Annotated in this window: 20 protein-coding genes, 1 tRNA gene and 1 pseudogene; 14 read left to right on the top strand and 8 right to left on the bottom strand. The window is 58.7% G+C overall.

Annotated elements, in window-relative coordinates:
* Positions 1–116: 116 nt before the first annotated feature.
* The 5 genes from A5906_RS08225 (at position 117) to A5906_RS08205 (ending at position 4,893) form a co-directional block, all read left to right on the top strand.
* Positions 117–551 carry a phasin gene (locus A5906_RS08225; RefSeq protein ID WP_080134719.1) on the top strand — a complete coding sequence of 145 codons (435 nt, stop codon included), beginning with the start codon at positions 117–119 and terminating at the stop codon, positions 549–551.
* A 341-nt stretch (positions 552–892) separates the two neighbouring features.
* Positions 893–969: transfer RNA gene (locus tag A5906_RS08220), tRNA-His, on the top strand.
* Between the two features lie 387 nt (positions 970–1,356).
* Complete coding sequence (locus A5906_RS08215) at positions 1,357–2,082, top strand: AbiU2 domain-containing protein (RefSeq protein ID WP_136615059.1); 726 nt, start codon at positions 1,357–1,359, stop codon at positions 2,080–2,082.
* A 31-nt stretch (positions 2,083–2,113) separates the two neighbouring features.
* Positions 2,114–4,207, top strand: a complete 2,094-nt coding sequence (locus A5906_RS08210) for a hypothetical protein (protein WP_136615058.1) — start codon at positions 2,114–2,116, stop codon at positions 4,205–4,207.
* Positions 4,208–4,446: 239 nt separating this feature from the next.
* Positions 4,447–4,893, top strand: a complete 447-nt coding sequence (locus tag A5906_RS08205) for a hypothetical protein (RefSeq protein ID WP_136615057.1) — start codon at positions 4,447–4,449, stop codon at positions 4,891–4,893.
* 489 nt (positions 4,894–5,382) lie between these two features.
* Here the strand turns inward: A5906_RS08205 and A5906_RS08200 are convergent, their stop codons facing one another.
* The 3 genes from A5906_RS08200 to A5906_RS08190 all read right to left on the bottom strand — a co-directional run bounded on the left by A5906_RS08200 (position 5,383) and on the right by A5906_RS08190 (position 10,323).
* Positions 5,383–9,195 (bottom strand): hypothetical protein, encoded by a 3,813-nt coding sequence (locus A5906_RS08200; protein ID WP_080134715.1) that lies wholly within the window; start codon positions 9,193–9,195, stop codon positions 5,383–5,385.
* Positions 9,196–9,352: 157 nt separating this feature from the next.
* Positions 9,353–10,084 carry a Fic/DOC family protein gene (locus A5906_RS08195; RefSeq protein ID WP_080134714.1) on the bottom strand — a complete coding sequence of 244 codons (732 nt, stop codon included), beginning with the start codon at positions 10,082–10,084 and terminating at the stop codon, positions 9,353–9,355.
* Positions 10,081–10,323, bottom strand: coding sequence for a hypothetical protein (locus A5906_RS08190; protein ID WP_080134713.1), 243 nt, complete (start codon positions 10,321–10,323; stop codon positions 10,081–10,083). The genes A5906_RS08195 and A5906_RS08190 overlap by 4 nt, the downstream gene beginning before the upstream one ends.
* Positions 10,324–10,556: 233 nt before the next feature.
* Here A5906_RS08190 and A5906_RS08185 point away from each other — a divergent pair, with 233 nt between their 5' ends.
* Complete coding sequence (locus A5906_RS08185) at positions 10,557–11,096, top strand: hypothetical protein (RefSeq protein WP_136615056.1); 540 nt, start codon at positions 10,557–10,559, stop codon at positions 11,094–11,096.
* Between the two features lie 119 nt (positions 11,097–11,215).
* Here A5906_RS08185 and A5906_RS08180 read toward each other — a convergent pair whose 3' ends face one another.
* Positions 11,216–11,626 (bottom strand): DUF3085 domain-containing protein, encoded by a 411-nt coding sequence (locus tag A5906_RS08180; protein ID WP_080134711.1) that lies wholly within the window; start codon positions 11,624–11,626, stop codon positions 11,216–11,218.
* Positions 11,627–12,122: 496 nt separating this feature from the next.
* Here A5906_RS08180 and A5906_RS08175 point away from each other — a divergent pair, with 496 nt between their 5' ends.
* The 6 genes from A5906_RS08175 (at position 12,123) to A5906_RS08155 (ending at position 16,742) form a co-directional block, all read left to right on the top strand.
* Positions 12,123–12,344 carry a hypothetical protein gene (locus tag A5906_RS08175; protein WP_186465155.1) on the top strand — a complete coding sequence of 74 codons (222 nt, stop codon included), beginning with the start codon at positions 12,123–12,125 and terminating at the stop codon, positions 12,342–12,344.
* A gap of 199 nt (positions 12,345–12,543) precedes the next feature.
* Complete coding sequence (locus A5906_RS44110; RefSeq protein ID WP_245326640.1) at positions 12,544–12,834, top strand: hypothetical protein; 291 nt, start codon at positions 12,544–12,546, stop codon at positions 12,832–12,834.
* Entirely contained in the window at positions 12,821–13,033 is a 213-nt protein-coding gene (locus A5906_RS44105) for an ABC transporter permease subunit (RefSeq protein ID WP_245326639.1), read from the top strand. Before A5906_RS44110 ends, A5906_RS44105 begins: the two co-directional genes overlap by 14 nt.
* 707 nt (positions 13,034–13,740) lie before the next feature.
* A complete protein-coding gene (locus A5906_RS41185) occupies positions 13,741–14,565 on the top strand; it encodes a hypothetical protein (RefSeq protein WP_136615055.1) in 825 nt (274 codons plus the stop codon).
* Between the two features lie 62 nt (positions 14,566–14,627).
* Positions 14,628–15,848 carry a S1 family peptidase gene (locus A5906_RS08160; protein ID WP_080134709.1) on the top strand — a complete coding sequence of 407 codons (1,221 nt, stop codon included), beginning with the start codon at positions 14,628–14,630 and terminating at the stop codon, positions 15,846–15,848.
* A gap of 81 nt (positions 15,849–15,929) precedes the next feature.
* Positions 15,930–16,742 (top strand): hypothetical protein, encoded by an 813-nt coding sequence (locus A5906_RS08155; protein WP_136615054.1) that lies wholly within the window; start codon positions 15,930–15,932, stop codon positions 16,740–16,742.
* 398 nt (positions 16,743–17,140) lie between these two features.
* Here the strand turns inward: A5906_RS08155 and A5906_RS45935 are convergent, their stop codons facing one another.
* A complete protein-coding gene (locus A5906_RS45935; RefSeq protein ID WP_080134707.1) occupies positions 17,141–17,641 on the bottom strand; it encodes a hypothetical protein in 501 nt (166 codons plus the stop codon).
* A 663-nt stretch (positions 17,642–18,304) separates the two neighbouring features.
* Here A5906_RS45935 and A5906_RS45930 point away from each other — a divergent pair.
* Complete coding sequence (locus A5906_RS45930; RefSeq protein ID WP_161495379.1) at positions 18,305–18,472, top strand: hypothetical protein; 168 nt, start codon at positions 18,305–18,307, stop codon at positions 18,470–18,472.
* A gap of 301 nt (positions 18,473–18,773) precedes the next feature.
* Complete coding sequence (locus tag A5906_RS08145) at positions 18,774–20,042, top strand: ABC transporter substrate-binding protein (RefSeq protein ID WP_080134706.1); 1,269 nt, start codon at positions 18,774–18,776, stop codon at positions 20,040–20,042.
* Between the two features lie 4 nt (positions 20,043–20,046).
* On the opposite strand, the gene A5906_RS08140 is transcribed toward A5906_RS08145, so the two are convergent.
* From A5906_RS08140 to A5906_RS08130, 3 genes and pseudogenes are all read right to left on the bottom strand, one after another.
* Positions 20,047–21,003 carry an alpha/beta hydrolase gene (locus A5906_RS08140; RefSeq protein ID WP_136615053.1) on the bottom strand — a complete coding sequence of 319 codons (957 nt, stop codon included), beginning with the start codon at positions 21,001–21,003 and terminating at the stop codon, positions 20,047–20,049.
* A 26-nt stretch (positions 21,004–21,029) separates the two neighbouring features.
* On the bottom strand, positions 21,030–22,865 hold the full coding sequence (locus A5906_RS08135) for a caspase family protein (RefSeq protein WP_161495378.1): 1,836 nt from the start codon (positions 22,863–22,865) through the stop codon (positions 21,030–21,032).
* A 272-nt stretch (positions 22,866–23,137) separates the two neighbouring features.
* Positions 23,138–24,449: pseudogene (locus A5906_RS08130) on the bottom strand (IS30 family transposase).
* Positions 24,450–24,536: the final 87 nt, after the last annotated feature.

Here is a 24,536-nt window from a genome sequence, read left to right as displayed (position 1 = left end):
CACCTCGTTTGTTTCGCGTGTCCAGTCTTCGTACCCGCCAACAGACGGCCCCGGTTGGCCGGCGGGCGCGCCGTAAGGCCCACTCCATTTTTTCTAGATTAGCGTGAGGGACAACCATGACAGGTGCGACTGATCCGTTTTCTGCCTCGATCATTCCGTTCGAGGTCCCCGAGCAGATGCGTGCGTTCGCCGAGAAGGGCGTGTCGCAGGCCCGGGAAAGCTACGCCAAGTTCAAGGACGCGGCCGAGACTCACAACGGCACCGTCGAGGCCGTGTTCACCTGCGCCTCCAAGGGCGCGAGCGAGTACACCGCCAAGCTGGTCGAGTTCATGAAGGCCAACTCCACGGCCTCGCTCGACTTCGCCCAGGAGCTGCTCGGCGCCAAGTCGCCGTCGGACGCGTTCACCCTGTGGAACGAGCACGCCCGCAAGCAGCTCGAGACCTTCCAGGCCCAGGCCAAGGAGCTGGTCGAGATCAGCCAGCGCGTCGCCAATGAGACCGCCGAGCCGATCAAGGCCTCGGCTGCGAAGTTCTACAAGCCCGCCGCCTGATCAGACCGGCGGATCGACCAAGTTGAGAAACCCGGGCCGAAAGGCCCGGGTTTTTTCTTCGCCTCTCCCGCTTGCGGGAGAGGCCGGCGCGCCGAGCGATGCGAAGCATCGTCGGACGACGGGTGAGGGCTCTCTCCCCACGGGGATTTTCCCTGGAAGCGTGAAAGGGGAGCGACCCTCGCGGTCGCCTGGCCCGATTCCATCGCATTGAAGGCGATTTACCCCGGTTTTTCGCACCATTGCGGCCTTGCCAAACGGAGCCGTTGCACCTAGTTTCCGCCCCGTCCAGCCCCCTCGGTTGTCGGCCCGTCTAGGGCGCCCCCCGGGCGGCTCGCAAGGATGCAGTTGTAGCTCAGTTGGTTAGAGCGCCTGTCTGTGGAACAGGAGGTCGGTGGTTCGAGCCCACCCAACTGTACCAATAAAATCAAGAGCTTATAGGATCAATTGAAGCTCGACGGATTGTTGTAGCTACCAGGTAGCTACCACGACAACGCCGGTTGTGTTTGTTGGAGGCGCGGCCGAATTCAAACGCCCTAGCGTGTCGCCCGGATACCCGTACAGTCGCGAACTCCGATCCGCTGATTGTTAAGCTCGTTTTGAGCGCTTCCGTAGCCGGCCGAAGTGGGTTGCTTTCGTGGGGCCGATCGCCGCATCTCTTGCAGGCCGTCGCGCACCCCGATTGGCACATGAGCGCAAGGCTCGCCTGCTTTGGTTCGTTCGGGGCAAGCATTTCCATTCGTTCCGATTGGTGCACCGAGGTGATCGAATGACCGCCGGACCCTCTCCGCTTGAGCATGAACTTGAGATGTTCCGCACCGAGGAGGAGGCGGCGCAGCAGTATTTCTTCGGCTACCTCGCTTTGCAACTCGTCCCATCCAAGAACCCGGACGTCCTGGCGAGGATGAATGAAACCGCCACGTTCTGGATCACCACGCGCTACGCGCTGCTGATGTCGGCGTTCGTCGTGCTCGGCCGCATCTTCGACCAGGACCCGAAGTCGCTGCACAATATGGACAGGCTGCTCGGCGTCGTGGCGCGCGACATCGACTCGTTGAGCGCGGCCGCCTTGGAGCGGCGCAGGATCGCACAAGGCATGACGCCGAAGGATGCCGCGGCGTACGCTCACGGTTCGTACGACCTGACGATGGACGACGTGCGCGGCATGCGCAAAGCCGTCGGCCATTGGCGCAAGGTCTACGAGGCCAGGTACCGCGAGATCCGGCACAAGATCTTCGCGCACAAGAGCATTGATCGGGCGGCGGCCGACGCCCTGATGGCGAACACCAACGTGGACGAAGTGCGGGAATTGCTCGGTTTCCTGCACGCGCTCTATCAATCGCTTTTTCAGCTGCACGCCAACGGCATCATGCCGAATATCACGCCGGCCAAGTTCGATTTGCCGCCGTCGCCGGGCGGCGGAAAGCCGGGTGAGCGCATTTTTCGCGAGAGTGGCGATCTATTGTACGGCATGCTGGATCCGCGTCTGCGATTGGACGCTCCTGGTCTGATCCGCGATCGATCCGGCCTTTGAACTTCGTCGACGCTCCGGAGACAAATCGTCGTTGACGACGGGTTTTCACGCCACACGATCGCCGTCTGAAGCCCGTCGCCATTGCGAATGTTTTGCGACACGTGCGGACCTCCATGCGTCCTGTCGTTGTTCATCTGCAGTTCAACTCCTACATGCTACGGGCAAAGTGCCGCACCATCGCGGCGGGGAGCGCTCCGACATGAGAACGCGTGCCATTGTTTCTTCCGTCGGTCTCGTGACGGTCGCTGGCCTGGCCACGACCGCAAGTTGGCTGACCTACAAGCACGACTTCGTGATGCGCGAAAGGGTGGGAGCCGAGTGGACCGCACTGACTCTCATGGACGAAGCTCTTTCTAACGGGCAGCGTCCTCAAGCCGCGGATGCCGCGGCATTCCTTTCCAACAAGGCGCTCGACGACGCGCTGCAGCAGCTGGTCGGTGCGACGGTCGACGTGCCCGCGGAGAAAGTCGGAGGTATTGCGGCGACGATCGAAGGGGTCCGGATCAAGCCGGGCATCGGTCTCGCCGGAGCCGCGATGGATATCCGCGTGGCGAGCAAGAGCCACGGCGCCACCGTCAAGATGCGCGTCGAAGGCGACCTCGCCTTCCGAGGCACGAAGATGGTCGCGCAGGCGGGTGCGAGCGCGCAGACCGTCGCCGAGTTTGCGATCTCGATCGCGAACGCGGAGCCGCGGCTCGACTGGGGCTTCCTGGATCTGCCGGGACGACGCACGATCGGAGAAGTCCTCGCGTCCGGTCTCATGCTTGCGCTCGACCGTTACCTCGTCGTGCAAGTCCCGATGGAGAACGGATTGGCGTTCGACACTGGTTTCGACAACGTCAGCACCGTTCCTACGAGCGCGGGTTCGGTGACGCTGAAGAGCTCTCTGCCAGGCCGAACCGTGCGGCAGAACTTCTCGCTCTCGATGCCGCTCTTCGTCGAGTCTGGCGTCTGGTTGATGGCGACGCCGACAGCGCCGGGCGAAGTCGCGCCCTCCAAGCCGACCGTTCCGCAAGCCGATCTGCCGATCAAAGTCGCAGCCTTGCGGACGAAGCTCGGCGGCGAGGTCAAGGATCTGGAGCAGAAGCACGACCTCGTCCTCATGCTGAAAGGTGCCACCATCGTCGGAATGGCGGAGCAGATCGCGCGACTTCCCGACGCCAATCGTACTGCCACGATCGCCTCGATCGCAACCACGGGTCAGCTGGTCTCCGACGGAAAATCCTACGTCGAAATGAGGGATCCGACCTCGGCGACCGCCCGTCTCGTCATGTCCAACGTGGCCGCACGGTGGATACCGAACCAGGGCGCCGCGCTTGCGGTCGACCTCAACATGGATATGGAAGCTAAAGTTCACGTTCACGCCAACCCGTTTCCCATCGGCGGCGGCGCGGGCACGACCGGCATGCTGAAGGGCAGTGCCGGCAAGCATGTCGACGGCACCCTCCGGCTTAATCGCATCGCGACCAATGGCCATTCTCTGCTCGTTTTCGACGCATCCATGCCGTGCGGCGGCGTAATGGCCGACGTCAAGACCGATGGCCGCATCGAGATCGGCGATTTCAAGACCGATCTATTTCCGGTCGGGCTGCGATGGAATGTCCCGATGCCTCGGTCCATCGGTCAGCCGACCCTCGTCATCGACGACCTTCCGAAGCGGTTCGCTCTCCAAACGACGCATCGTTTCAACGACGGTACTTCGTTCCGAATGGCGCACGATGCCATCGAATACCGCGTCAGCGTCGCTGACGTGAAAACGGGCCAGGACGGTTACGCTGTGTCCGCCGACTTGGAGGCGCACCCGTCGGATGGCGCGTTTTCGCCGTCTGAGGCGGAGGCCCAGAGAGCGGCGATCTCGGCTGCTCTCGAGTCCGCCAAGCATCCGGCCTGCCCGGCCGTGGAAGGCGACATGCGGGTGACCATCGGCGACATCGAGATTGGCCCCAACGGCGAGATCATGAAGGTGCTCCAAAACTTTGTGCATGACGTCACGAAAGGCCCCGGACCGAACAACGAGGCGGTCAAGGCCGTCACGAACGCCGTCAAGGACGTCACCCAAGGGCCCGGTGACCATAACGACGTAATCGGTCGTCATGGTTGGGTCCGTTCAAGATTAGGGTTTTGACTGCAAGTTGTCATTGTTGCTTGTGCTTCGGTCGAGATGGTGACTTAGAAGCGCTGAAGCAGGTCGTGCCTGGGATATGTCCGAAGGCGGCCGGCGAATTTTTTTTCACTTTAGAAAGAATGCCTTTTCGGATGCCTCACGACGATGCCGACCAAATAAAAAAGGATCCCAAGCGTCGGGACTTCCTCATACTGAGTCTCTGTTGCATTGCGGCTTGCGTGGCCGTTCGAGCACCTTCGGTGTTCGACGAGATCAAAGTCCCGTTGATCGATCTGAAGCTGAAGCTGAATGCCGGTTATCTTCTCGTGTTCGGGCCGTTGCTGATCGTGCTCGTGATACTGGCGATTCATTTCCTTCGAGAAGATTTGCCGCGCACGCGGGGGAAGAAGGACCTCAAGAACGGGCTCTTCCGGGCGATACCTCCCTTGGGAGCGGCCTTCCTGAGTCTGCAGTTCTTTCTGCTGCTGGCGCCGAAAGGCGAGTGCAATACCTTTCAGAGAAGCCGCCTTCTGTTCGAGTGGCTTCATGCGTTCCAACCCGAATATTGCATGTATTTGCCCGCGGAGACGCAGGAACATATGCCCTGGCTCTTCGAGCCACCCATGCTGCAGGCGTGGATGCAAATCATCCTGCCGGTGATTGCTCTTACCGTCGTCATCAAGGACTGGCGAACGCTCGCCGGGTAGTCGTTCCGCGTCCTGCTGCGCGTTCGCACCCCGGCCAGCAGAGAGAAAGAATCCTACGGAGGACTTCTAAGTGATGAACTCGAGTCGAAGAATGCCGAGGCCGCCGATAATTGCCTAGCGCCATAACCATTTGAATTTGAAGCAATTTTCATTGCCGATTGCTGCCGATACCAACAGAAATACCAACAGGCTCCTAGCGGTATTAGCCGAAAAACTAAAACAGCGCGCTCCCCCGCAGCAGGGACTTCCATGCCGTTCGGTCTCCACAATCGCCGCGGGGGGAATCGAACCCCGGCTCTGACTCGAAATCCCTTCGGGCCGGACGAGCTCCGCCTGATCCGCGATCTGCTGCACGTCCAATGACGATGGCGTGCCAATCTCTGACAACACACTGAACAAGGTGCTACGGGTGATGGGCCGCGATACGCAGCGGGCTGCCACTGGAACGGCCGGTATGGCTTAATCGCGTCCCGCGAACAGCGTGCCAACCTACTCGAAGCGTGCGTTACGCTGCTTGTCTTCTGCAGCCTCCCTCACCCGGGCCTCCTCGATCTGAAACCTCAGGCGATCCAGCACGTCCTTTCTTGCCGCTTTTAGGTCGGTGTTGTCCCTAACATCAAGCTGATCCAAAAGCCTGACGCGGCCTTCCATCTCCGTTGCCCAGGAACCTCCCCAGCTATTGGGGTACAGCCGCTTGACGAAAACGGAAAGCATGGTTGTCGGGTCTGGTGCGCTTTGCAACAGCAAGGGAGCAAGCACCGTCCAGTGCAAAGGAGCGCCGTTGTTATCTTTCTTGAAGAGCGAGCCGGCGGTGGCCGCGATTAAATAGCGGCTCTCCGGATCAGTGTTGCACCAGGCAATCAGAGTAGGCGGCGGCACGCCGTCGAGCGGACTCGCCCGCCGCCGTGTGAGCGTTTCGACGAAGCGAACGCCGATCTTTACCGATGCGTCGTCGCCGGTAAACATTTCGTCGAGCGCAGCGGCGGGCTGGACGGCAAACAAGCCCTTGACCAAATCGTCATAGTCATGGGCGTTCAGCCTATAGTCGGCGGATGCCTCCTTGAGCATGCGAACCAGCCTTCGAGCAACCGGTTCGTCTTCGACGCCAACAAGGCAAACCTGGGCGAGCGAGCCCAGTTCGTGATCTTCGCGCTGTATTTGGCGCTTTGAAGTGCCAAGTTCGAAGGCGGCCAGCACGCTGCGGCCTGCCTCCAGCGTTTCAGGCAGCGGCGCGCGCTTCTGCACCTTGTCAGAGACGAGGCGCATCGAAACCAGATGCAAAGCTGCATCGATGCCACCTTTCGCACAGATGGCCATGACCAGATCGCGGAATGCTGGGCCCGGAAGGAGGTCGGATGCTCGGCCCCATGCAAGATGCGAATATCGTTCGATCGGCGAGAGACCGAGTTCGAGGGAGCGATGAATGCGCGCAAGTCCCTTATCGTCAATCACTACCGACGCTTGCAAATAGGGAAACCAGGTAGAGAGGGCCGGATTCTTCACCGCATCGTCCAGCATCGCGTCAACTTCGGCAGGATTGGCTGTCTGCAAGCCGCTCAGGAATCCGCCCATGATGACCGGATTGTTGTCTGGACTGGTGGCAAGCTGCCCCAAGAGCGCATCCCAGACGGCGCGAGGTTGCTCTCCTCCCTTTGCAAGCGCTGCCCCGAAGGGAAAGAGGCGGCCGCCGCCGCTGCTCAGCAGCTCGGGCAACATCTCCTGAAAAGAGTCGGTGTCGGCAGCCATATCCCTGCCAAGCTGCTCAATCGACGCGGCCGTCCGCTTTTCGGCGGCCTCGAAATCGTAAGTGTCGAGGTCTTCCGCGTCATCCATCTCGTCGTAGCCGAGACCGCCGCCCTTGGCTTCCAGCACGATGCCGCGCACTTTGGCAACAAGGTCCTTGGGGCGCAGGAATTCCTCGACCGCCCTGAGCTTCGCATGGGACTCGGGCGATAGGGTTTTCGCCTCGTAGGCCCGTGTTTGACGAGCAGCAATCCAGCCGTCCCGCCAGAAGCCGTTGCCCGCGAAGGCCCGAGCCATCCTATCGAGTTCATCGCTGAGTTGCGCGTTAGCCCATAGGCCACGAAACCCGCCTGCGACGGCCTTCTTTACCTGTTCGGCGATAGGTAAGTTAGTGGCAGCTATAGCTTCCGAGAGCTTCAGGGCGGAGCCAAACCAATCGACGATATCTGCGTCGCTCTTGGGATAGTAGCCGTGATCCCGCGACCGCGTGCCAAATTCAAAGAGATAGCTCGACGTAAAATGATCGGTCTCGAACATTGCCTCCATTGCTTGCGCGCCCAGAGCTTGCTGCTTTGGCTCCGATGAGCGCAGAAGCTTTTCGATGAGAGCCAATCGCTGTTGAACGGTGGCATGGGTGCCAGACAGATAGATATGGCAAAACGATATGATGACCCTGCCGGCTTCGTCGTCCACATTGCGATCGGTTTCGATTGCGTAGAAGCGAAGCAGAAGGGCAGTGGCGCGCTCGAAAAATTCCGGCTCGAAGGCAAGTGAGCGGATCAGGCTAATGAAATGGTTGGAACGCTCCAATGTTGACTCATCGGCCCTTGCGATTGCGCGTTCGAGACCAGCGAGTACGGCTTCCGGCATTACAGGCGCAACATTGTGGAAGATGGCTTTGCCGACTTCTGAAAGGTTCAGAATATCATGCAGAAGACCTCCTGGCCCGAGCCACGCTGCTACAATGGCACGCGCTTCCTTGCTGGTGTCCAGATAACCAAGCCGCCGGGAAAAGGAACGAAGCAACCGCTCAGACTTACCGTTGATGATCGCTGTTTCGATCCTTTGAGGATGGATGTTCTGGAGCGCCATCGGAGCCAGCCGATTGGCGATGGCATGTGGCAGCACCGCGCGCCACACGCCGCGTTGTTGGAGGAGATCCCGGCGACGCAACTCGGCGACCCCCATATGCATCTGGTCGGCCGTCTTGCCGATAAGCTCGCCCAGGATTGGCAACTCCGCGTTCTCGCCTTCCAAGTCATGCCCCTGAAAGGAATAGACGAGCGAGCATGCCTGGGCGATCAGAAGGAGGGATTCATCCGGCGGGTGACGCTGTTGAATCAGCCGGACCAACAAATTCGCATCGCTCAGCCCCGCTATCGTCTCGTTTTTCTCGACGGTGCCGGCAAGGGCGATAGCGATGCGTGCGTTGCCGCCGGAAAACTCCGCGATGGTTTGGGTATCGACCTGCGACAATTGAGGGAAGCGGCGAGCAACGAGCTTTTCAATGAGGTTATTGGAAGAGGCCTCCAGTGAGAAAACGTCGGTCCCTTCCGGCTGGTCCTCGCGAATATCGTACTCGACCGTAATCACACTCAGCGTGCTGCCGGAAACGCGGACCATCTCGGACAGCTTCCGGTGCAGATCCGCCGGGCAGTTGTCGATCACGAGAATCATCCGTCGCTGTTCGGCCAGCAGATTGGCCACAAGGCTTGGCGGTTGCGGGTCAGGCGTATCGGCAGCGTCGGTATAGGCGGCGAGCGCCGGATCGAGTGCATTCGCTCCAATCTTCTCGTCGAACAACGCTTCCAGCAGTCGGGTCTTGCCAACGCCGGACAGGCCAACGAGGCGAGCGACCCGGCCGGGGGTTCGAAGAGCGTCGCGAATGCGGTTGATGCCATCAATAGCCGAGAACCCGTCGCCTTCGTCCCGAGTTCCGGTTCTTATCCTTGCCGCATCGTCCGCGAGATAATCGGGGTTGTTGGCATCCGGCGCGTGGGACCAGGCACCATAAGGGTGCCATCCCGGAATGGCCTTTCCTATCCTCTTGCGGACCCATGGGATGATACCCGCATGATCGCGCACCCATGTTGCGACACGCCCCCGGTCCAGAAAGTCCAAGGTGAGCTTGTCCGCTTGCGGTACGCCCTGCATCGCGTCGGCCATCGCCTCGCGCCGGTCTTTCAAGGCTGTGTCCGTGGTCGAACCGTCGGCGCTCACCATGACGTAGGCGCCGGACTCTTCGGCCAACGCGGCGATGGACGACCGTATCACGCCCTTGGGCTTCATCTCCTCGATGACGGCTCCCCTCGGCATGTCGGACTTCTTGACCTGGAATCCCGTTGACGGTTTTGGGATAAACCCGTCGATGACGGCGGTAGCAGGAAGCGCCACGCGAACATCGAGCCCACCATCCTTGGCGTTCTGATCGCCGCCCCACGTGACCGCAGAGACAGGAAGTCCCCGACGGCGCATTTCGGCCTCGCACAGCATACCGATAAGCCCGCGTAGGTCTTCGTCGGTTAGTTCTGCAATGTGATCGCCTGTGATCTCGAACATGCCATCAAGGAATCAATGCCGTTTGGCCTAAAGAATATAGGAAGTAATGGTCTTTGGAGTATTGTCGGTAGAATGGGACCCAGTCCGCCGCTGTCGGCTTTTCTCGAAGGACGCGGCACGCACGATACCCGCGCCAGGTTTGACCAGTGCGTAGTGTCTAAGCGTCCTTGCCCGGCTCGTCACGCTTAAGCTGTTGCTGCTTGTATTCTGCTTGGACGGCCGGATCGTTGTTGCTCCCGCGAATGGTATCGGCATCACCGGTACCGCCATCAAGGCCTTTGGTCGCCGCTATGTGCTCTTTAAGATCCGCGACGGCAGGACGAATGTACGGCTCAACGTATTTGTCGAGGATGCCCTTGCCCGGATCGTGGAGCTCTTTCGTGAGTGTTTGGAGGTATTCGGTCTTGTCGGTCGAAGCCCAATCGATGCTGAAGCCGGCGCGTTGTGCCAAGACTGAGTGAATGACCATGATCGTCCGCCCGTTGCCGTCCAGAAACGGATGGCCGTGGGCGAGATACCCCATCACCTCTCCAGGCTTTTCACGCATGATCTTCGGATCGTTGCCGAGCTTCAAAGCATGCTCGATCGCGTTTTGAATGTATTTGGGATGGGCGAACAAAACACCGCCCCGGCTTACGGCGATATCCGGTGCCGTCGTCGCACGATCTTGGCCGGCCCACGGGTACATGGCCTCAAAAAGCATCTTGTGAGTGCTTAGAACGTCCGCGTAGGTCAGGGTCTTCTTTTTCTGGAGGGGCGCGAATGCGTCATCAATGCCAGTCGTGAAGGAGGCATGTTCGAGCCTCTTCACAATCACAGGATCTTTCTCGAGAGCAAGGTTCCGTAGGTATCCGCACGTTTCGAAGTCGCCGAACGGATCGAAGATCACGGCTTGGCTTCACGCAAATAGGCAGCCTGAAGCAGAATCATTTCCGGGCGTGTAATCCGCTCCGCGCGCACCAGGCCAATGAGCAGCTGCTCAATCTCATCGAGCTCGACCGTATCCCCGGCCAGACGCGAGATATGATGAGCCAGGCGGTCGTTTGGACCCTCCGAATAGGACACGTGGAACGTGCGGGCGAGGGTCCGAATGTGCTCTGCGGTCGAGGAGGTGGTTACCTTGTCCATGTCAATAATATAGCATCCTTTGACTGAGATTCCATTAACGAATAGGCTCGTGAAATCAGTAAGTTGCAGGACCCTATTTTGCGTAGTTTTATGGTCACGTCCCGCCTGCGGTGATCCCGCGGAGTTCTGCACCGTTCTGATAAGCCAACCGACTAGGCCGACCAAAGATGCCGCTCTAGTGTCGGAACCACCAACTCACCGATAAGGCTTGAGCGCATACAGCGAGTGATCAAGTGGCATCCATTGATCGATACATAGTTGAACGAAACGCTACCCAGGTTCGCACAGCCTTCGCTGGCATCGTGAAGCTCGCCAAGGAAAAGGGCATCACACGCGTAACCTTGATTGTACCGAAAAAAGGGGGCTGGGAGCATAGCATCGTTGGTGAATTTCTCGGGGCAGGCGTAGCCAAGCCGCTGACGAAGGGGCAGTCAGTTACCCTCGTCGAGGGCATTACCATGGTGTTTGAAAGCCCCCAGACCTTTCGGCCTACTGCTGCCCAAGGGCTTCTTGTCGGCGTCCATATCTCTACAAAGGACATGGCTAGGCTGGACGATGCGTGGGGCGCGCAGGCCATACTCTTTCTGCCTTGGTCGGATAACGAATCCCAGGAGTGGAAAGCCACCTGGCATCCGACAACCTTCGGCCAGAAGGGGCCTGAAGCTCCGGCAAATATGCTCTCGGAGCCCGTTCAAGAAGCGCTAGTCCGCTTAACGGAGTCCATCAACTTGGGTACGGGCCTCAACCACCCCTCTGACAAAAAGCATGCTTAACCGAAGTTGCCTTCAGTAGTTGAGACAACGGCCGCACCTAAGGTTTCCGTCAGGATCCCTCGGGTGCGGCCTTTAGGTTTCTACGCATAACCGCGCCCACCCTAACCGCACGAGAGAGGTTAGCCTTCGGCTATCTCAACACATCCGTCTTTGAAGTTCAGCACCACAGTACGGGCGCCGGCATCAATGAGCGCCTTCAGATCGTGAGCCCAAGGCAGAGCTATAGAAAAATCATCATCTCCGGCAAGCATCCGGGCCTTATCGCGCCAGTCCGGATCACGAAAAGGGTCACAACCCCATGCATAGGCAGCGAAGGAACGGGCATCGCTAACTATGTCGCGTGGCAGCCCATTGGACATAAGGTAGACCCCGTGATCTCGCGCCAGCAGCACAGAGGGCACGTTGACCTCTTCCTTAACTAGCTCGCCTGTGCGCTCGTCTCGGACCATCTTCGATTGCTGCTCTTCGGAAGCGATGGAGTGCTCGACAACGCGACGCACGTCGGGAGCATCAAAAATAAGGGATTGCATCGGCTTCCTCCTGAGATGCGACCAGCCCCCAAACTGCGCACCTCCCCCGAAGCTATCCCATCGCCGCAGTTGAGCAAATTGGCCTCTTGCACCGTCGGGCAAAACAGTGGTTCATAAGGTGCTGGCTCTAACTGTGTTGAGAGAGAACCGGCATCATGGCAGCCGAAGGCTGTTCCGAGCTGTCAAAAATCGCGAAGCTCAATGGGGATTTCCGTAGGAACTACGGTCTACTCCTCGGTCGGAGCGTTCCTTTACCTGCGTTCGATTAGTGCCGCGCGTGGCCGCTCTTGGTTTTGGGCCGGCCTACTTTCGGTCGCTTGCTCAGCGGCCCTGGCATGGCTCGGGAAGCACGGTTTGCCTTGGTCACCTTCCGGGTGACCGCACGGACAAGAGCGTCGGCGGTTTTAAAGCAGGTTATAGAGTTACGCGCCCGGGCCGCCTCCGAAAAGCGATTAAATATCCACCTCACTGTAGCAACTTCTTGAGGTTCGCCGCGATGACATCGCGTCCGGGGCGGATCAAGCAGATCGTCGATGTCCCCGAAGTGCTCGGCAGCGAGGACGAGGATGTGCGTTCGCTGCCGAAGTTCGGGCACATCCAGCATGAGGTCTGGAGCCTGCTCTGCGAGGAGGTCCAGAAGGCACAGCAGGGGCAGTTGACGGACAGCGTCGGCGCAAGGCGCGTTGAGCGCGAAGTGAAGGAGGTTGCTCATGTCTAGTCTGGAAATGTTGTCGCTGCTGGAGCTTGCGCACGGGCGGCGCGGGGGACTCGCCGGCCAAGTGGGGCAGCCGTTGCCGTTCCTGAACCGGGTCCGTTCCGCAAAATCGGTGGTTAGCTGACTTGGGACAACGCTAGCTGCTGCTGAATGCCCTGTTGCTCCTGTGGGAGGCGGCTCCAGGTCCGGGCTGATCGATCCGGTGTTCCTGCCGCTGTTCTCGGAGGTGATCGCGGCCGGCTGGCAGTTTGCGCAGACCGGCGAACTCTATGACGACGTCTCTGCGAGGCTGTTGCGCGCCCTGAGCGGGCTTCTGATCTCGGTTGCGTTGATCGTTCCGCTCAGCCTTGTTGTTGGCTGGTATGCGCGGCTCGGCAATCTCTTGAACCAATTCATCGAGATCTGCCGCAATACTGCGCCGCTGGCGCTGCTGCTGGTTCATCCTCTTGCTCGGTATCGGCGAGCTATCGAAGATCACCATGGTGATGTATAGCGGCGCCTGGCCGCTCCTGCTCAATACGGTCGCTGCGGTGAAACAAGTTGATCCGCTCCTTATCAAGTGTCGGCGCGGACTACGGGGGGCTACGCCGCAGCAATTGTTCCGCAAGGTTATGCTTCCGGCCGCGCTTCCGACCATCTTCGTCGGTATTCGTCTCGCCGGCGCGTCCGCGATGTTGGTTCTGGTTGTGTGATGGTCGGCGCGAAGGCTGGCCTCGGCCATCTCATCATCAACAGCCGGTTACAGCTTCCTGATCCCGCAGATGTATTTCGGCATCCTTGCCATCACCGTCATCGGGCTCACCTTCAATGCCCTTCTCGAAGCGCTGGAGCGGCGCTTCATGCGATGGAAGGCGCCGGTCACGGTATGAGCACTACGGCCCAGCTTGTCCGCCCTTCGGTAGTTGACCAGCGTAGCTGGTGAACCTCGATGTTACAGCAGTAAGTCGGCGTACGCTGCGTCGGGACAACCCACAATGCTCGGACCAGCGCAGGGTAGACGACGTAGAGCCTCGAAGAGGGCGTCCTATCGCTCAAACTGCATGAGGATATCCTATGGGAAACGGCGGTTGAATTCTCTCTGCTACGGTGGTGTCTCACCCGGCCTTTGGGAGTCTTTTTGACGAATTTGTTCATCTATCGGCCTTTTAAGCCGATAATCTGCTCGTGTGACTGGCCGAGCATCGGGTCGTTGATTTCATCTGTGAACGGGCTTTCGCCAGCGGTACCTTGCATTGCGGGGATATCGCGGGAGAGCCACTGTCCGGCAGCGCTCCCTCGCTTTCGCGTAATTGAACTCAATCAAAAATTGTGTGATCTTGAATGGAGCGCTGTACTATGCCGGCGCTTCATTCAGGGGACGTTGCGGCGGTCGTCGTGCCGGTGGTCGTATGGGGGACGAATGGGGAAATTAGCATTAGTGATTTTGTGCGCTGCCAGCGTCGCAGGCTGCGCCAGCACCCAATTGAACTACAATACACTTGATATTGCGAGCAGCGTTTCTTCGCTTTACACAAAGCAGGTCCTTTCAAATCTCAGCAAATACATAGATGAGCCGGAGGGGCTACCTGCTCAGGTCGACATTGCCGCCGGCACGGTGCAGACCTCGAACTCCGTTACGCCTTCAATTACCGGTCCTGTATCCAAGTCCTTTACGTATGGCGCAGCCGGCCTCGTCACGGGCTCAGCGGCTGCGGGTGCCAGCATGACAGGGACATTTGCCGACTCATGGCAGCAAAACTGGAACGTGTCCCCTATCACCGATGCAAATACGTTGAGGAATCTGCGCGCGATCTACCGATATGCCGTTTATCAGACGAATATCGAGCAAGAATATCATGTTCCTCGCGCGTCGATTGGCGGCAAGCTTGTCGCAAATCCCTATTTGTCGAGCTTCCCCCAGTGCGTACTTTGCGGGCCATCGCACGGGAGGAATCCAAAGTTGCGCGGAGGCTGGCTATATTGGACCGGCCCCGATTGGCGGGGTCTGCAAAATCCGCCACCCGCAGATGTGCCTGTCGTCTCGCTAGGGCATTACGGTGCACATGAGCTGTTCATGCTGAAGTCGGACTTCGATCGGGGGTATCTTGCCGATTTCACCCTTTTCGTCCTGCCGGTCAGCGAGCCCAGTCTAGGAGGCGGAACAGGCGGCGGCTCCGCTCCCTCCAGGCATAACTTCAATATCTTGGTACCTCAGCAGATACTCCCCCAACAGCAATCGCAATGACGGACAAAAAGATGACCTGCAGGAGCGATGGCTAAATCCTGGAAGCGAGAGCGAGGTCTGAAATGGCAAAGACCAGGCTTTTAGTACCGATAATCGTAAACTTGGGTCTCGTGTTTGCGGCAGCAGCGCAAGAGCTGAAGCCTCAAATTGGCGAGCCCATGCCTCCGTTTCGCAATGCCGCGGCCAGTACGGAGGCATTCTCTAGCATCGTGGGCGGGACGGTCACCAAGGATTTTCCGGGCGTTGGTGCCCTGGTACAAATTGGACCGACCAATCAAGTAGTCAACGCGTGCACGGGGACCCTCGTCGGGTGCCGCTGGTTCTTGACCGCCGGTCATTGTGTCGCACAGCAGAATGCCGAGACGTTCAAAATCTTCTTTCATTCGGCCGGCTTCTTCGATGTCAAAAACCCGCCCTTGTTGGCTCCAGAGTACAAACCGTGCGCGAATGACGAGGTCACAGCCTGTCCACGAGCCGACGTCGCGTTGTTGGAGCTAGTTCATCCAATTGTTGGAATTAAGCCGCTCCCAATAACACGAAACAATCCCGTGCCTCCCGGCGATACGGGTACGATCGTCGGGTTCGGTACGACCTCGAGTTCGCGCGCGGACTTCGGAATCAAGCGACGCGGGGCCGTAACCGCAGGCACCTGCAAGGGCAGCGTCGTCGGCGCGGACGATCAAGGCTGGCTGTGCTGGAAGTTTCTCTCGGGAAAAAACGCTACGAATTGTTCCGCAGATTCAGGCGGACCTTACGTTGCGAGCAATGGCGCTGCGGCCGGCGTGACGAGCGGAGATTTGAGCAAAGTCGCGTGTACGAGTGGGGCTCTCGTCTTCGACACTCGGCTCACCAACCACTCATCCTGGTTCAACAAGACGGCCTCGGACATAAAGTCAGCTGCATGTGGCGAGGGGCCCCAAGCTGGCGAGCCGTCGGCGCCTTCGACTCAACTCGTCATTGACAATTACAAGCCGGATGGCGCACCGTATTCTCATACCTTCACTGTCGATGAAGGGGTAAGTTCGCTCAACGTCTCCGCTGCAGGCACCGGGGCGCATTTTTACAATGTGCATATGTCTTTGTCGCTGGGCAGTCCTACGAAGCAGGACCAGCCCGATCAGCGATGTAAGCCCGACATTGTTGGAAATCTCGCCTACTGTGCCGTGGAATCCCCCGAACCTGGCCAGTGGCAGATCGTCGTAAGCTTCAACACGAGCGACCCATCTGCGGAGATGCCGTTCATATATCAAATTGTTGCTTCAGAATATTTTGCAAGGAAATGACGACCGCAGTTTGCCTGCGACGATTAGAGCCGAGCCCTAATTAGTATGGGTTTCATGGGTGAGAATATACGTCGATCGCTCATGCTGAGCCGCAGGCAAGTGCTTGGGGCAGGAGCAGGCTTGGCCTCGTGTCTATTGCCAGCACGCGCCGACACGGTCCAGCGCAAGCTTGAGGCCAAGTGGATTGCGGATTTAACGGTGGCATCAGCCGGCGGAACGTCGATTGAGGTCAGCGCTCTGCCTCATGTCATGTCAGAGGATTTTTGGCGCTTCACAGTGCTGGCCGTTGTCAAAGACTTTGCGACGATGCTGCGGCTCAACAACCCATGGTACTTCTACTCGCTTGCCATAGACGATCGCGTCCGGCCCACATATGCAGCTGTGGACGGGCGGGTCCTGGGCGTAGACACGCCCCATCAAGGGGTTCTCTTGATTGGCGATACCATGACGCGCAGCTTGATTACCTTGTTTCGGGAGCGAAGCAACGGCGCCGCGATTGCCGGCTCGCTAGCGCATGAATTGGCCCACTTCTATCAGTTCAAAAACGGACCCGAAGCTAACAGTACGTGGTGGCTCAGTTTGTTGCGCGACGACGGCAACATCACAAGGAGGAAGGCTGAGCTGCACGCCGATTTTCTCGCAGGCTGGTGTTTGGGGCAGTGGTCCGAGAAGTTCATGGACTATGTTGGAATAGATATCGTCGCCAAACGTCTCTATTCGTTTGGGACGATGGACGATCTCGATCCCAATAGCCACGGCACCCCCGAACAACGATACGCGGTTACGCTGCGTGGATACTTTCTTGGTAAGAACGAAACAGCCGATGCGGTGCAGGCAGCCGAGCAGGGCCGATTGTTCGTTAACGCGATCGTGCCGATGCGAGCCGAACAATGACGCTTCGGCATTCTCTTTCGGCAATTATCTTTGTAGCGGCTCTGACCCTGTGCGGAGTTGGCCACCTTGAGGCTCAGGGCTGCCCACCCGGTTTTACGCTATGCGGCAAAACCTGGACCTTGCCCGACAACACGACCGTCCCCCTGTCCGGTGATGTCGATAGCGAGCTTGAGGACATCATTGCAGGAGACAACACCGTCATTCAAACGAACGGATATGACCTCAAGCTCAAAATCACCCATACCCTGTCGATCAAGTCAAAGATGACGATCCGTGCGTTCAGTCCGGAACCCGTTGCGAGTATACCGACGAAGCCATTACCGGCACAGGACGGACACGAGCTGACCGAGAATAGCAATTGCGTGAAGCAAACGGATGGTACGGGCGCTTGCCTACCGCTACCAGGTCGCCCTGGAGAGAATGGCCAGGACGGGCAGGTGGGCCAAGGCGGCACTAATGGGCGTGATGCCGGTAGCATTACCCTCAATATCGTAAGCGGCGTTACTGGCTCCGGCACTCTTGTCGTTGACAACCGTGGCGAGCCCGGAGGGCCTGGCGGCAATGGAGGTGACGGCGGGAATGGCTCCGACGGTGCCGCTGGCGGTGACGCTGTTGCCTGGGAGAAATCCGAAAGCTGCAGGCAGGAAGCCGCCATCGGAGGAGACGGCGGCAGAGGTGGAGATGGAGGGCGAGGAGGAAATGGCGGGGCGGGGGGTGATGGGAAATCGACCGTTCTCGCCGGCGTCGTTCCCGCTGGGCTTCACGTCAAAATAATGCAGTGTCCTAGCGCGGGCGGCGAAGGGGGCAAGCCGGGTACGCCCGGCAAGTTCGGCAGCGGCAGCGCGGGCGGAAACGCGGTAGCCACCTGCAATTCCGCAAGAAAGACCCAAGGTCGTCATGGCTCACCTGGTTCACCCCGGTCGGATGTTGAAATCAAGGAGTGGACCGGAAAACCCGGCAGGCCAGGCAAGCGACCGACGCTCATAATGATCGAAGCTTCCCCCAATGTAGAGGTCGACAAATGCGGTTAGGAAGCTTGGTTTTTTTTCGGCTGATGCCGCTGGCATTGGTCATATTCACCTGCTCAGCGCCGTCCGCTGATCCGCAGAGCTGCATACCTGACGTAGGATGTTTCTCGGCCGAAGCGAAGGTGAACATCCCCAAGATCAAGATCACCTTTTCCAAAGACGCGGAATTGACGCTGGACACCTTATCGCTCGCAGATGGGGCAATTATTGAAATCGGGACCGCGCACCTAAAGCTTAGGGTACGAGATCTCAAGATTGAAGGCCGGGCCACCATCCGGACGTTTGATCCAGGATTCGTGCCGCAAAAGCCGGCCACGGCGCCCACAGGAGAGCCGGGAACATCGTATAATCCCGGACCGGCAACAGAAGGGAGATGCCCCGCTTGCGTAGGCCGGCCCGGCGGCAACGGCGCCGATGGATATGCCGGCACGCAAGGTGTTGCGGGCCAAAAAGGAGGGTATGTGACCCTTCAGATTTCCGAAGCCATGATCGGTGAGTTGTCGATCGACACGCGGGGTCAGGACGGTGGGCCTGGTGGAGACGGAGGAAACGGTGGCGCCGGTGGAGTGGGTGAACAAGGCGGCCGCGCCCAATCTGGGGTGCTCGATTGCAGCACCGGTCCGGGATATGGGGGACGAGGCGGGGCTGGAGGCGATGGCGGCCGTGGCGGGGGCGGCGGAAATGGCGGTGATGGCGGCGTAATCGTGTTGCAGGTCCCCTTGGCGGCCCGTCCCCTCATCAAGGCAACCTCTGAGGGTGGGCTGGGCGGCGAAGATGGATTGCCCGGCCATGGCGGGCTTGGCGGGGAAGGCGGCTTCGGTGGACGCGGCGATCGCCTTTGCCAAGGACGCGAGATTGACAGAAAGGGAGAGCGAGGAGTTGACGGGCGGCCCAGCCCCAAATCGGATATATTGTCCTTGACCCATGGAAAGGGTCTAGACGGCCGGCCAGGCACTCTGATCGAGTTATAGAGTTGACGGGAAAAGTTAATCCGGAAGCGACGATGAAGCTTTCACGCAGGACTATGTTGAAGGGCTTGGCTCTTGGCGGCAGCCAAATCCTGGGCATGCCTTCGATCGTCAAAGCCCAGGAGCCCATTCGCATCGGGGTCCTCGACATCTTCTCGGGAGCATTTTCCCCTTTCGGCCCGCAGCTCAAGCTGGGTATTTCGGCTTTCTTAGGCGAACGCAACAAGGCCCTCCTGGGCAGGCCCGTCGAATTACTCCTCTATGATACTCAAGGCCAACCCAGCCGCGCCGTCGAACAAACCCAGCGGGCGGTTTTCGACGATAAAGCGCACCTGCTGTTGGGGCCCGTCACGTCCATCGAGGCATTTGCGGTGAACAGCTTTTTGGCTGCCAAGCAGATCCAGATCCCTGTGTTTGGAACGTCGGTCGGTGGAGAACTCACCCAACGCCTGATCAATCCGTCACATCTCAGAATAACTTCCACAGCCTCGCAGTCGACCTACCCCTTGGCAGACTTTGCGGCGAAAGAACTTCGATACCGCTCGATAATGATTGTAGCCGACGACAACCCGCTGGGTTGGGAGATCAGCGGCGGATTTCAGCGTGTGTTCGAGGACGCAGGCGGCAGGATAACGCAACGAATCTGGGTGCCGGCAGTCCAGTCCGATTATACCGACGTTCTGAAGCAGCTTGGCTCACATGCGGATGCGATTTTTGTCGCGCTGCTAGGGGGGCGAGGCGTTAACTTTATCCAGCAGACTCGCCGGTCCGGCATTTCGTCGCCACTCCTCGCCAATTTCTCGAACATGGATGCAGCCGTGCTGGAGCGAATCCCCGGAGGAGACGAGCTTCTTGGGACCATATCGTCAACCTGGTATCTTCCCGATTTTGAAATCGCGTCAAACGAGATCTTTGCGAGCAGGATGCGCGCAGATTTCGGAGCGCCCCCCGGTCTCAATGCCGCGGCGGCATATACGTCTGGTGCTGTGCTGGAAGAAGGCTTGCGTCAGGTTGGCGGTGCGATCGAAGACAAATTCAAATTCATGGAGATATTGCGCAACTCAGTCGTGTTCGACACGATTCGAGGTCCCATCAGATTTGACGAGCGAGGAAATGCGATAGCAACAATCTATATCGCGAGAGCCACAAGAGGGTATCGCAGCGACGCTTCGGTCATCGGGAGCGCTCCGATCAAGAAGTATCCGTTCGTCAGCCAATTCTGGACGTACGAACCGTCCTCCTTCTTGTCTTCCCCGCCGTTTTCGAGGGACTATCCGCCCGCGCGCTATCTTGACCGCTTCTAATTTCTCAAGAAGCCAATGCGTTTAGCGCGTGGGTGGCGACATCAACGTCATCCAAATATCCGATGATGCCGTGGCGATTATCCGTGCCGTTTCTAACCTTTCCGTAATTTTCGATTGTCGGGCTGACTGGAAAATTCGCAGCGTCAAGCGGATAAAGTGCAACGACGTCTCTCGGATCAAAAGCATTGTACCAGGCTTTCGCGGGGGCCGGAAATCCGATGGGCCGAAGCTGATCGCGAATCGCTCTGATCGCCAAAGGAGAGCCGACCGTTATGAAAGCCTTTACGTTCAAGTTGCGGCGGTCGGTACGCAGTACATTGTAGGCCACGACTGATCCCAGTGAGTGCGCGATCACGACACAGGGCTTCTCGTTTAGGGCCGGCCCCACGATGCGATCGACTTCGTCCCTCACTCCAGCACGCGTCGTATAAAGATACACGTCTCGCATTATCGTCTCAATCGTCGTCTGGCTAGCTGCACCTGCGTTCCGGTCAATTGCGCGAATGATTGCCTGGACCCAAGCAAAGTTCTGCGGTCCTCGCTCGGTGGTATTGGTGCCGAATTCTTGTTGAACTTGAGCGTTGGTAATGCCGGCACCTTGGCGCATGGACTCTGCCACTGACGCCTGAAACTTGAGAAAATCGTCGTCAACGGGGTTTCCCTTGGCTTGGACATCGTTTGTCAAAGGGATCTCCGATTGGCGCGCCAGCTCGTCAAGCTTATCGCCATAGTAAGGAAAGACGACCTCAAGATCGTCAGGCAAGTTGCGATTGATCTTCGCGGCGCCACGGTGGAGTGTATCCATCCAAATGGATTTCAGCTCGGCAGGATCGCGCCCTTGCTGAGAGCGCCCGTGAATGAGCACCAGGCGTGCAGGGTCAGAGCTAGCGGCTTTCGCTTGTGAAACAGCCGAAACAGCAAGACCTGTAGCTAAAGAAAGTAAATTGCGGCGATTGATCATTGATCATTTCCTAAATAAGTGGAATGTCATCGTGCCAATTGGATAGCCCTGTTGATGAATTCCATCCCTTGCGGACCAAATGTCGTCCATAAAGCAGGTCGCAAACTGTCCCGCGCCCGCTGAACATTCTCAGGCAAGGCGACGTCTCTGACGCGAAGCAATTGCCAGCCTTGCGTGAGCATTGGACAAAAAGGTACGACTTCGCCTCGCAGTCGTTCGACTTGCTGCCCCGTCAACTTGTCTGCAAGCAATGCAACGTCGAACAGGTCGGCGCCGAGATCTCCTCTCATGTAGGATTGCACCGAGCGAACTTGCTCCAGAAGATTGGCGTCTGCATAAGCATAAGCCGCATAGAGTCCCAATGTCGGATCAACGTTCTTCAGAACACGAATCTGGTCTGCCAGGCGGCGGCCTGCCGCGACTCTGGTCTCCTTGTCGCCTTCAATGCGGAATACACCGAATTTGGCGGACGCGGCAGCCAGCGCCCGTAGGCCTTCAATCCTTGTGTTCTCGGTTGCATACTCGTCGCGCCGCGAGCCGCGTGGCGATGGTGAGTATTTGACGCTAGTCACCTGACCGCTGCTTACGACGACGGACCCGATGAATCCGGGCAGCGCTGCAAGAACAGTCCCCGAGCCGTCGCCAAAGACGAGCGCCGTGGTGACGGGCTTTTGATAACCATGCGGAATTTTGATCAAAGCGGGACGGTCCTTGCTGTCGCCGGCATCTGCGATCTCCCCACCTTGGTCGCCGGCGATCCATACCGCGCGTACGCTCGCGCCCGTCACGAAGAAGCCGGTTTCCGTATCAAAACTGTCCGCCTTCTTGGCATCAAGCAGTTCGTGTTGGGTCCTGATCAATTCACTGTCCGCTGAGGCCCGATGGAGAGCTTCGGCGTCAACGTCTCGAAGTGAACTCAATGGTCCTACGGGAGTGAGGCTGAATTGGTGACTTGCAAGGTCCGAGATCGTAATGTTCGGCGGAGCCGGCCCAGCCGGTTGAGTTGCTAGGGCGGCCGCGCGGCCAATATATGCAGTTTCCGAGGACTCAACCTTTGAATCCGGATACTGAATGACTTTCGAGTTCGCAGCCCTCAGGCGCGCCGGTACTTGGTCCAGAAGAAAAGCTTTGAGCGCACGATTGGACACTACGTCCATATTGTTGACCCTCGTGATCATTCCGGGGCGGGGGTGTTTGAAAGCGTCCAAAAGAGTAGAGGTATAAATCCCGGCGAAATTATCGGCTGCGAGTTTGACTTCATACGCGGGAGCTCCTTGTCGGGTCCCAAAAAACCGATCGACATCAGGCGATTGAGCGCCGGGGACAAAACCACCCTTCGGAAACAGCACTGTTCCATGCAGCAGCGTCGTATCAAAGTCCGCGATTGATCTGCATGCATCAGAGATAATGACGACGTTGGCAATCGCGCTTCGGTTTGCTTGGTCGATGCACTCGGTCACACTGACAGCCTCGGCCAGGTCGTCAGGTGCGCCCGTCAGGAGCCAGAATTCGCTGGTGCCAAACGCAACGCCGTGGCCGGAGAAGTAGATGACGAGCTGAGTAAGCGTGCCTCGATTGACAAGCTCCGTCACGGCCCGCTTGATACTATCTGCGGTGACGACCTTACCGTCACTATCGTCAATTAGCTTTACCTCGAAGCCTTCGCCGGCCAACCAGTCCGCAATCGACTTTGCACCTGAAGCAGCGGCCTGCAAGACCGGCAGATCGCCTGTTTTGTCGACGCCCACCACGACGGCAGCGCGTGTGGGCGCCCCATTCGTTTGTCCCCTCAGGCGCGCTGCCGCTGCCAACTGAGCCAGAGCGAGGCCGCCGAGAAGCACCTCGCGCCGTCTAATCGCCATCGCAACCTCCAAATGGGTAAGGAGACGAGACAGGCTATGGTAGTGAGCTCTTGCGGTTTGCGAAAGGCCCTTTTTGCTAAATGAGCTTGGAATCTGGAGAGATAAAATCGGGGAATGCGACGCAGAAAACCTGCCGAAAATAGTCGACTTACGCCGAGAGTCTGCAGTCCACATCATTTAGTGAATTGCTGTGCAAGATTGGACCGGCAAATGAGCGCGTTAAACACTTATTGATGCAAGCGGTGGTAACGATTGGGCATTACAAGGCGGATTCAACCGTTCGTCGCAACACCCTGTGTATCGCTCACCCGTAACAATTGATCGAGAGTTTCCGCCGGTGTTTTCTAGCCCAGGGTTTTCCTGGGCCTGGTGTTGAGTGCAAGAGCCACGGCCTCAAGGTCGGCGGCATTGTGCATGCTGAGATCTGTGCCTTTTGGAAAGTACTGGCGTAGCGACCCATTGGTGTTCTCATTGGTGCCGCGCTGCCATGGGCTGTGAGGATCACAGAAGTAGACCTGCACGCCCGCGTCGATCCTCAGACGGGCATGTTGAGCCAACTCGGCTCCTTGATCCCAAGTGAGCGACCGACGCAGTTGCTCGGGCATGGTGAAGATTGCGCGGGTGATGCAGCAGAATCGTAAAACGGGTTGTGCGCTCCACCAAGGTGCCGATCGCGGAACTTCCGAGACCCAAAATGAGGTTCCCTTCCCAGTGGCCCGGCACAGCTCGATCGGCGGCCTCGGCCGGACGTTGGCTGATCATGATCTCGGAAGGAATGAAGCTTCTGCCTTTACGGGCGCGGGCCCTCGGCATGCGCAACGCCCGCCCGGTGCGCAAGCACGCTGTTAGTTCGCGGCGCAAAGCTCCTCGACCCTGCACGTAAAGTGCCTGATAGATCGCCTCGTGACTGATGCGCATCGTCTCATCCTCGGGAAAGTCGAGCCGAAGGCGACGAGAAATCTGTTCCGGGCTCCACGCCGTCGCCCAGCGCCGGTTTTGCCGATGCACAGCCCGGCGTCCCTTCCAAACGACCTTTGAGCCAACGAGGGATACCCCGTCCGGCCTGGCGATCATACCGGCAAGCCTGTCCTGCACATAATCCCGCAGGGTCGGATTGATTGCCAACTTCGCCGGCTTAGGCCGTCGGGCGGACCGATCAGCGTGCCATTGTGCCATGGTTGCTCGATACTCTGGAGCGCCGTGGCGGCGCGCCACATTACGCCGGAGTTCACGAGAGATCGTGCATGGAGGCCGATCGAGCTGACGAGCGATGGCTCGCACCCCATGACCCTGCGCGCGCAAGATGGCGATCTCCTCACGCTCGGCGAACGAAAGATAGCGCCCTGATGGAGGCTTTGACGACTGCGACAAAGGTGTTGGCGGCATACCGCCCGCCCTCCGGAACCACCGCACTCCGACGGCCGGTGATACCCCGGCGTCAACCGCAGCACCCTCGCTTGATCGCCCCGAGGCAATCGCGACCCAGAATGGTCTACCACTCTCTCGCAAGGCCTCTCGAGGCCGACCTGGCGATCGCTGGACTGCTTGCACATGCCGACCCGAACGCTGACCACTACCCTTCATCGCAACCTCCTTTGACAGGGTGTTGCGACGAACGGTTGAATCCGCCCAATCAAGCAGAGGCTACCAAGACGCACTTACATAATGAGT

Source organism: Bradyrhizobium sacchari (assembly GCF_002068095.1).
Taxonomy (GTDB): Bacteria; Pseudomonadota; Alphaproteobacteria; order Rhizobiales; family Xanthobacteraceae; genus Bradyrhizobium; species Bradyrhizobium sacchari.
Note: the sequence above shows the minus strand (reverse complement) of the source record. Positions and strands in the feature narration are given on the sequence as shown.

Bases quoted from the DNA above. Each gene is read 5' to 3' on its own strand.
- A5906_RS44105 (WP_245326639.1), top strand. From the start codon at position 12,821: ATGGTGATGTATAGCGGCGCCTGGCCGCTCCTGCTCAATACGGTCGCT.
- A5906_RS08175 (WP_186465155.1), top strand. From the start codon at position 12,123: ATGACATCGCGTCCGGGGCGGATCAAGCAGATCGTCGATGTCCCCGAA.
- A5906_RS08225 (WP_080134719.1), top strand. From the start codon at position 117: ATGACAGGTGCGACTGATCCGTTTTCTGCCTCGATCATTCCGTTCGAG.
- A5906_RS08200 (WP_080134715.1), bottom strand. From the start codon at position 9,195: ATGTTCGAGATCACAGGCGATCACATTGCAGAACTAACCGACGAAGAC.
- A5906_RS08155 (WP_136615054.1), top strand. From the start codon at position 15,930: ATGCTGAGCCGCAGGCAAGTGCTTGGGGCAGGAGCAGGCTTGGCCTCG.
- A5906_RS08215 (WP_136615059.1), top strand. From the start codon at position 1,357: ATGTTCCGCACCGAGGAGGAGGCGGCGCAGCAGTATTTCTTCGGCTAC.
- A5906_RS08180 (WP_080134711.1), bottom strand. From the start codon at position 11,626: ATGCAATCCCTTATTTTTGATGCTCCCGACGTGCGTCGCGTTGTCGAG.
- A5906_RS08160 (WP_080134709.1), top strand. From the start codon at position 14,628: ATGGCAAAGACCAGGCTTTTAGTACCGATAATCGTAAACTTGGGTCTC.
- A5906_RS08135 (WP_161495378.1), bottom strand. From the start codon at position 22,865: ATGGCGATTAGACGGCGCGAGGTGCTTCTCGGCGGCCTCGCTCTGGCT.
- A5906_RS08140 (WP_136615053.1), bottom strand. From the start codon at position 21,003: ATGATCAATCGCCGCAATTTACTTTCTTTAGCTACAGGTCTTGCTGTT.
- A5906_RS08145 (WP_080134706.1), top strand. From the start codon at position 18,774: ATGAAGCTTTCACGCAGGACTATGTTGAAGGGCTTGGCTCTTGGCGGC.
- A5906_RS41185 (WP_136615055.1), top strand. From the start codon at position 13,741: ATGGGGAAATTAGCATTAGTGATTTTGTGCGCTGCCAGCGTCGCAGGC.
- A5906_RS45935 (WP_080134707.1), bottom strand. From the start codon at position 17,641: ATGACGACCTTGGGTCTTTCTTGCGGAATTGCAGGTGGCTACCGCGTT.
- A5906_RS08190 (WP_080134713.1), bottom strand. From the start codon at position 10,323: ATGGACAAGGTAACCACCTCCTCGACCGCAGAGCACATTCGGACCCTC.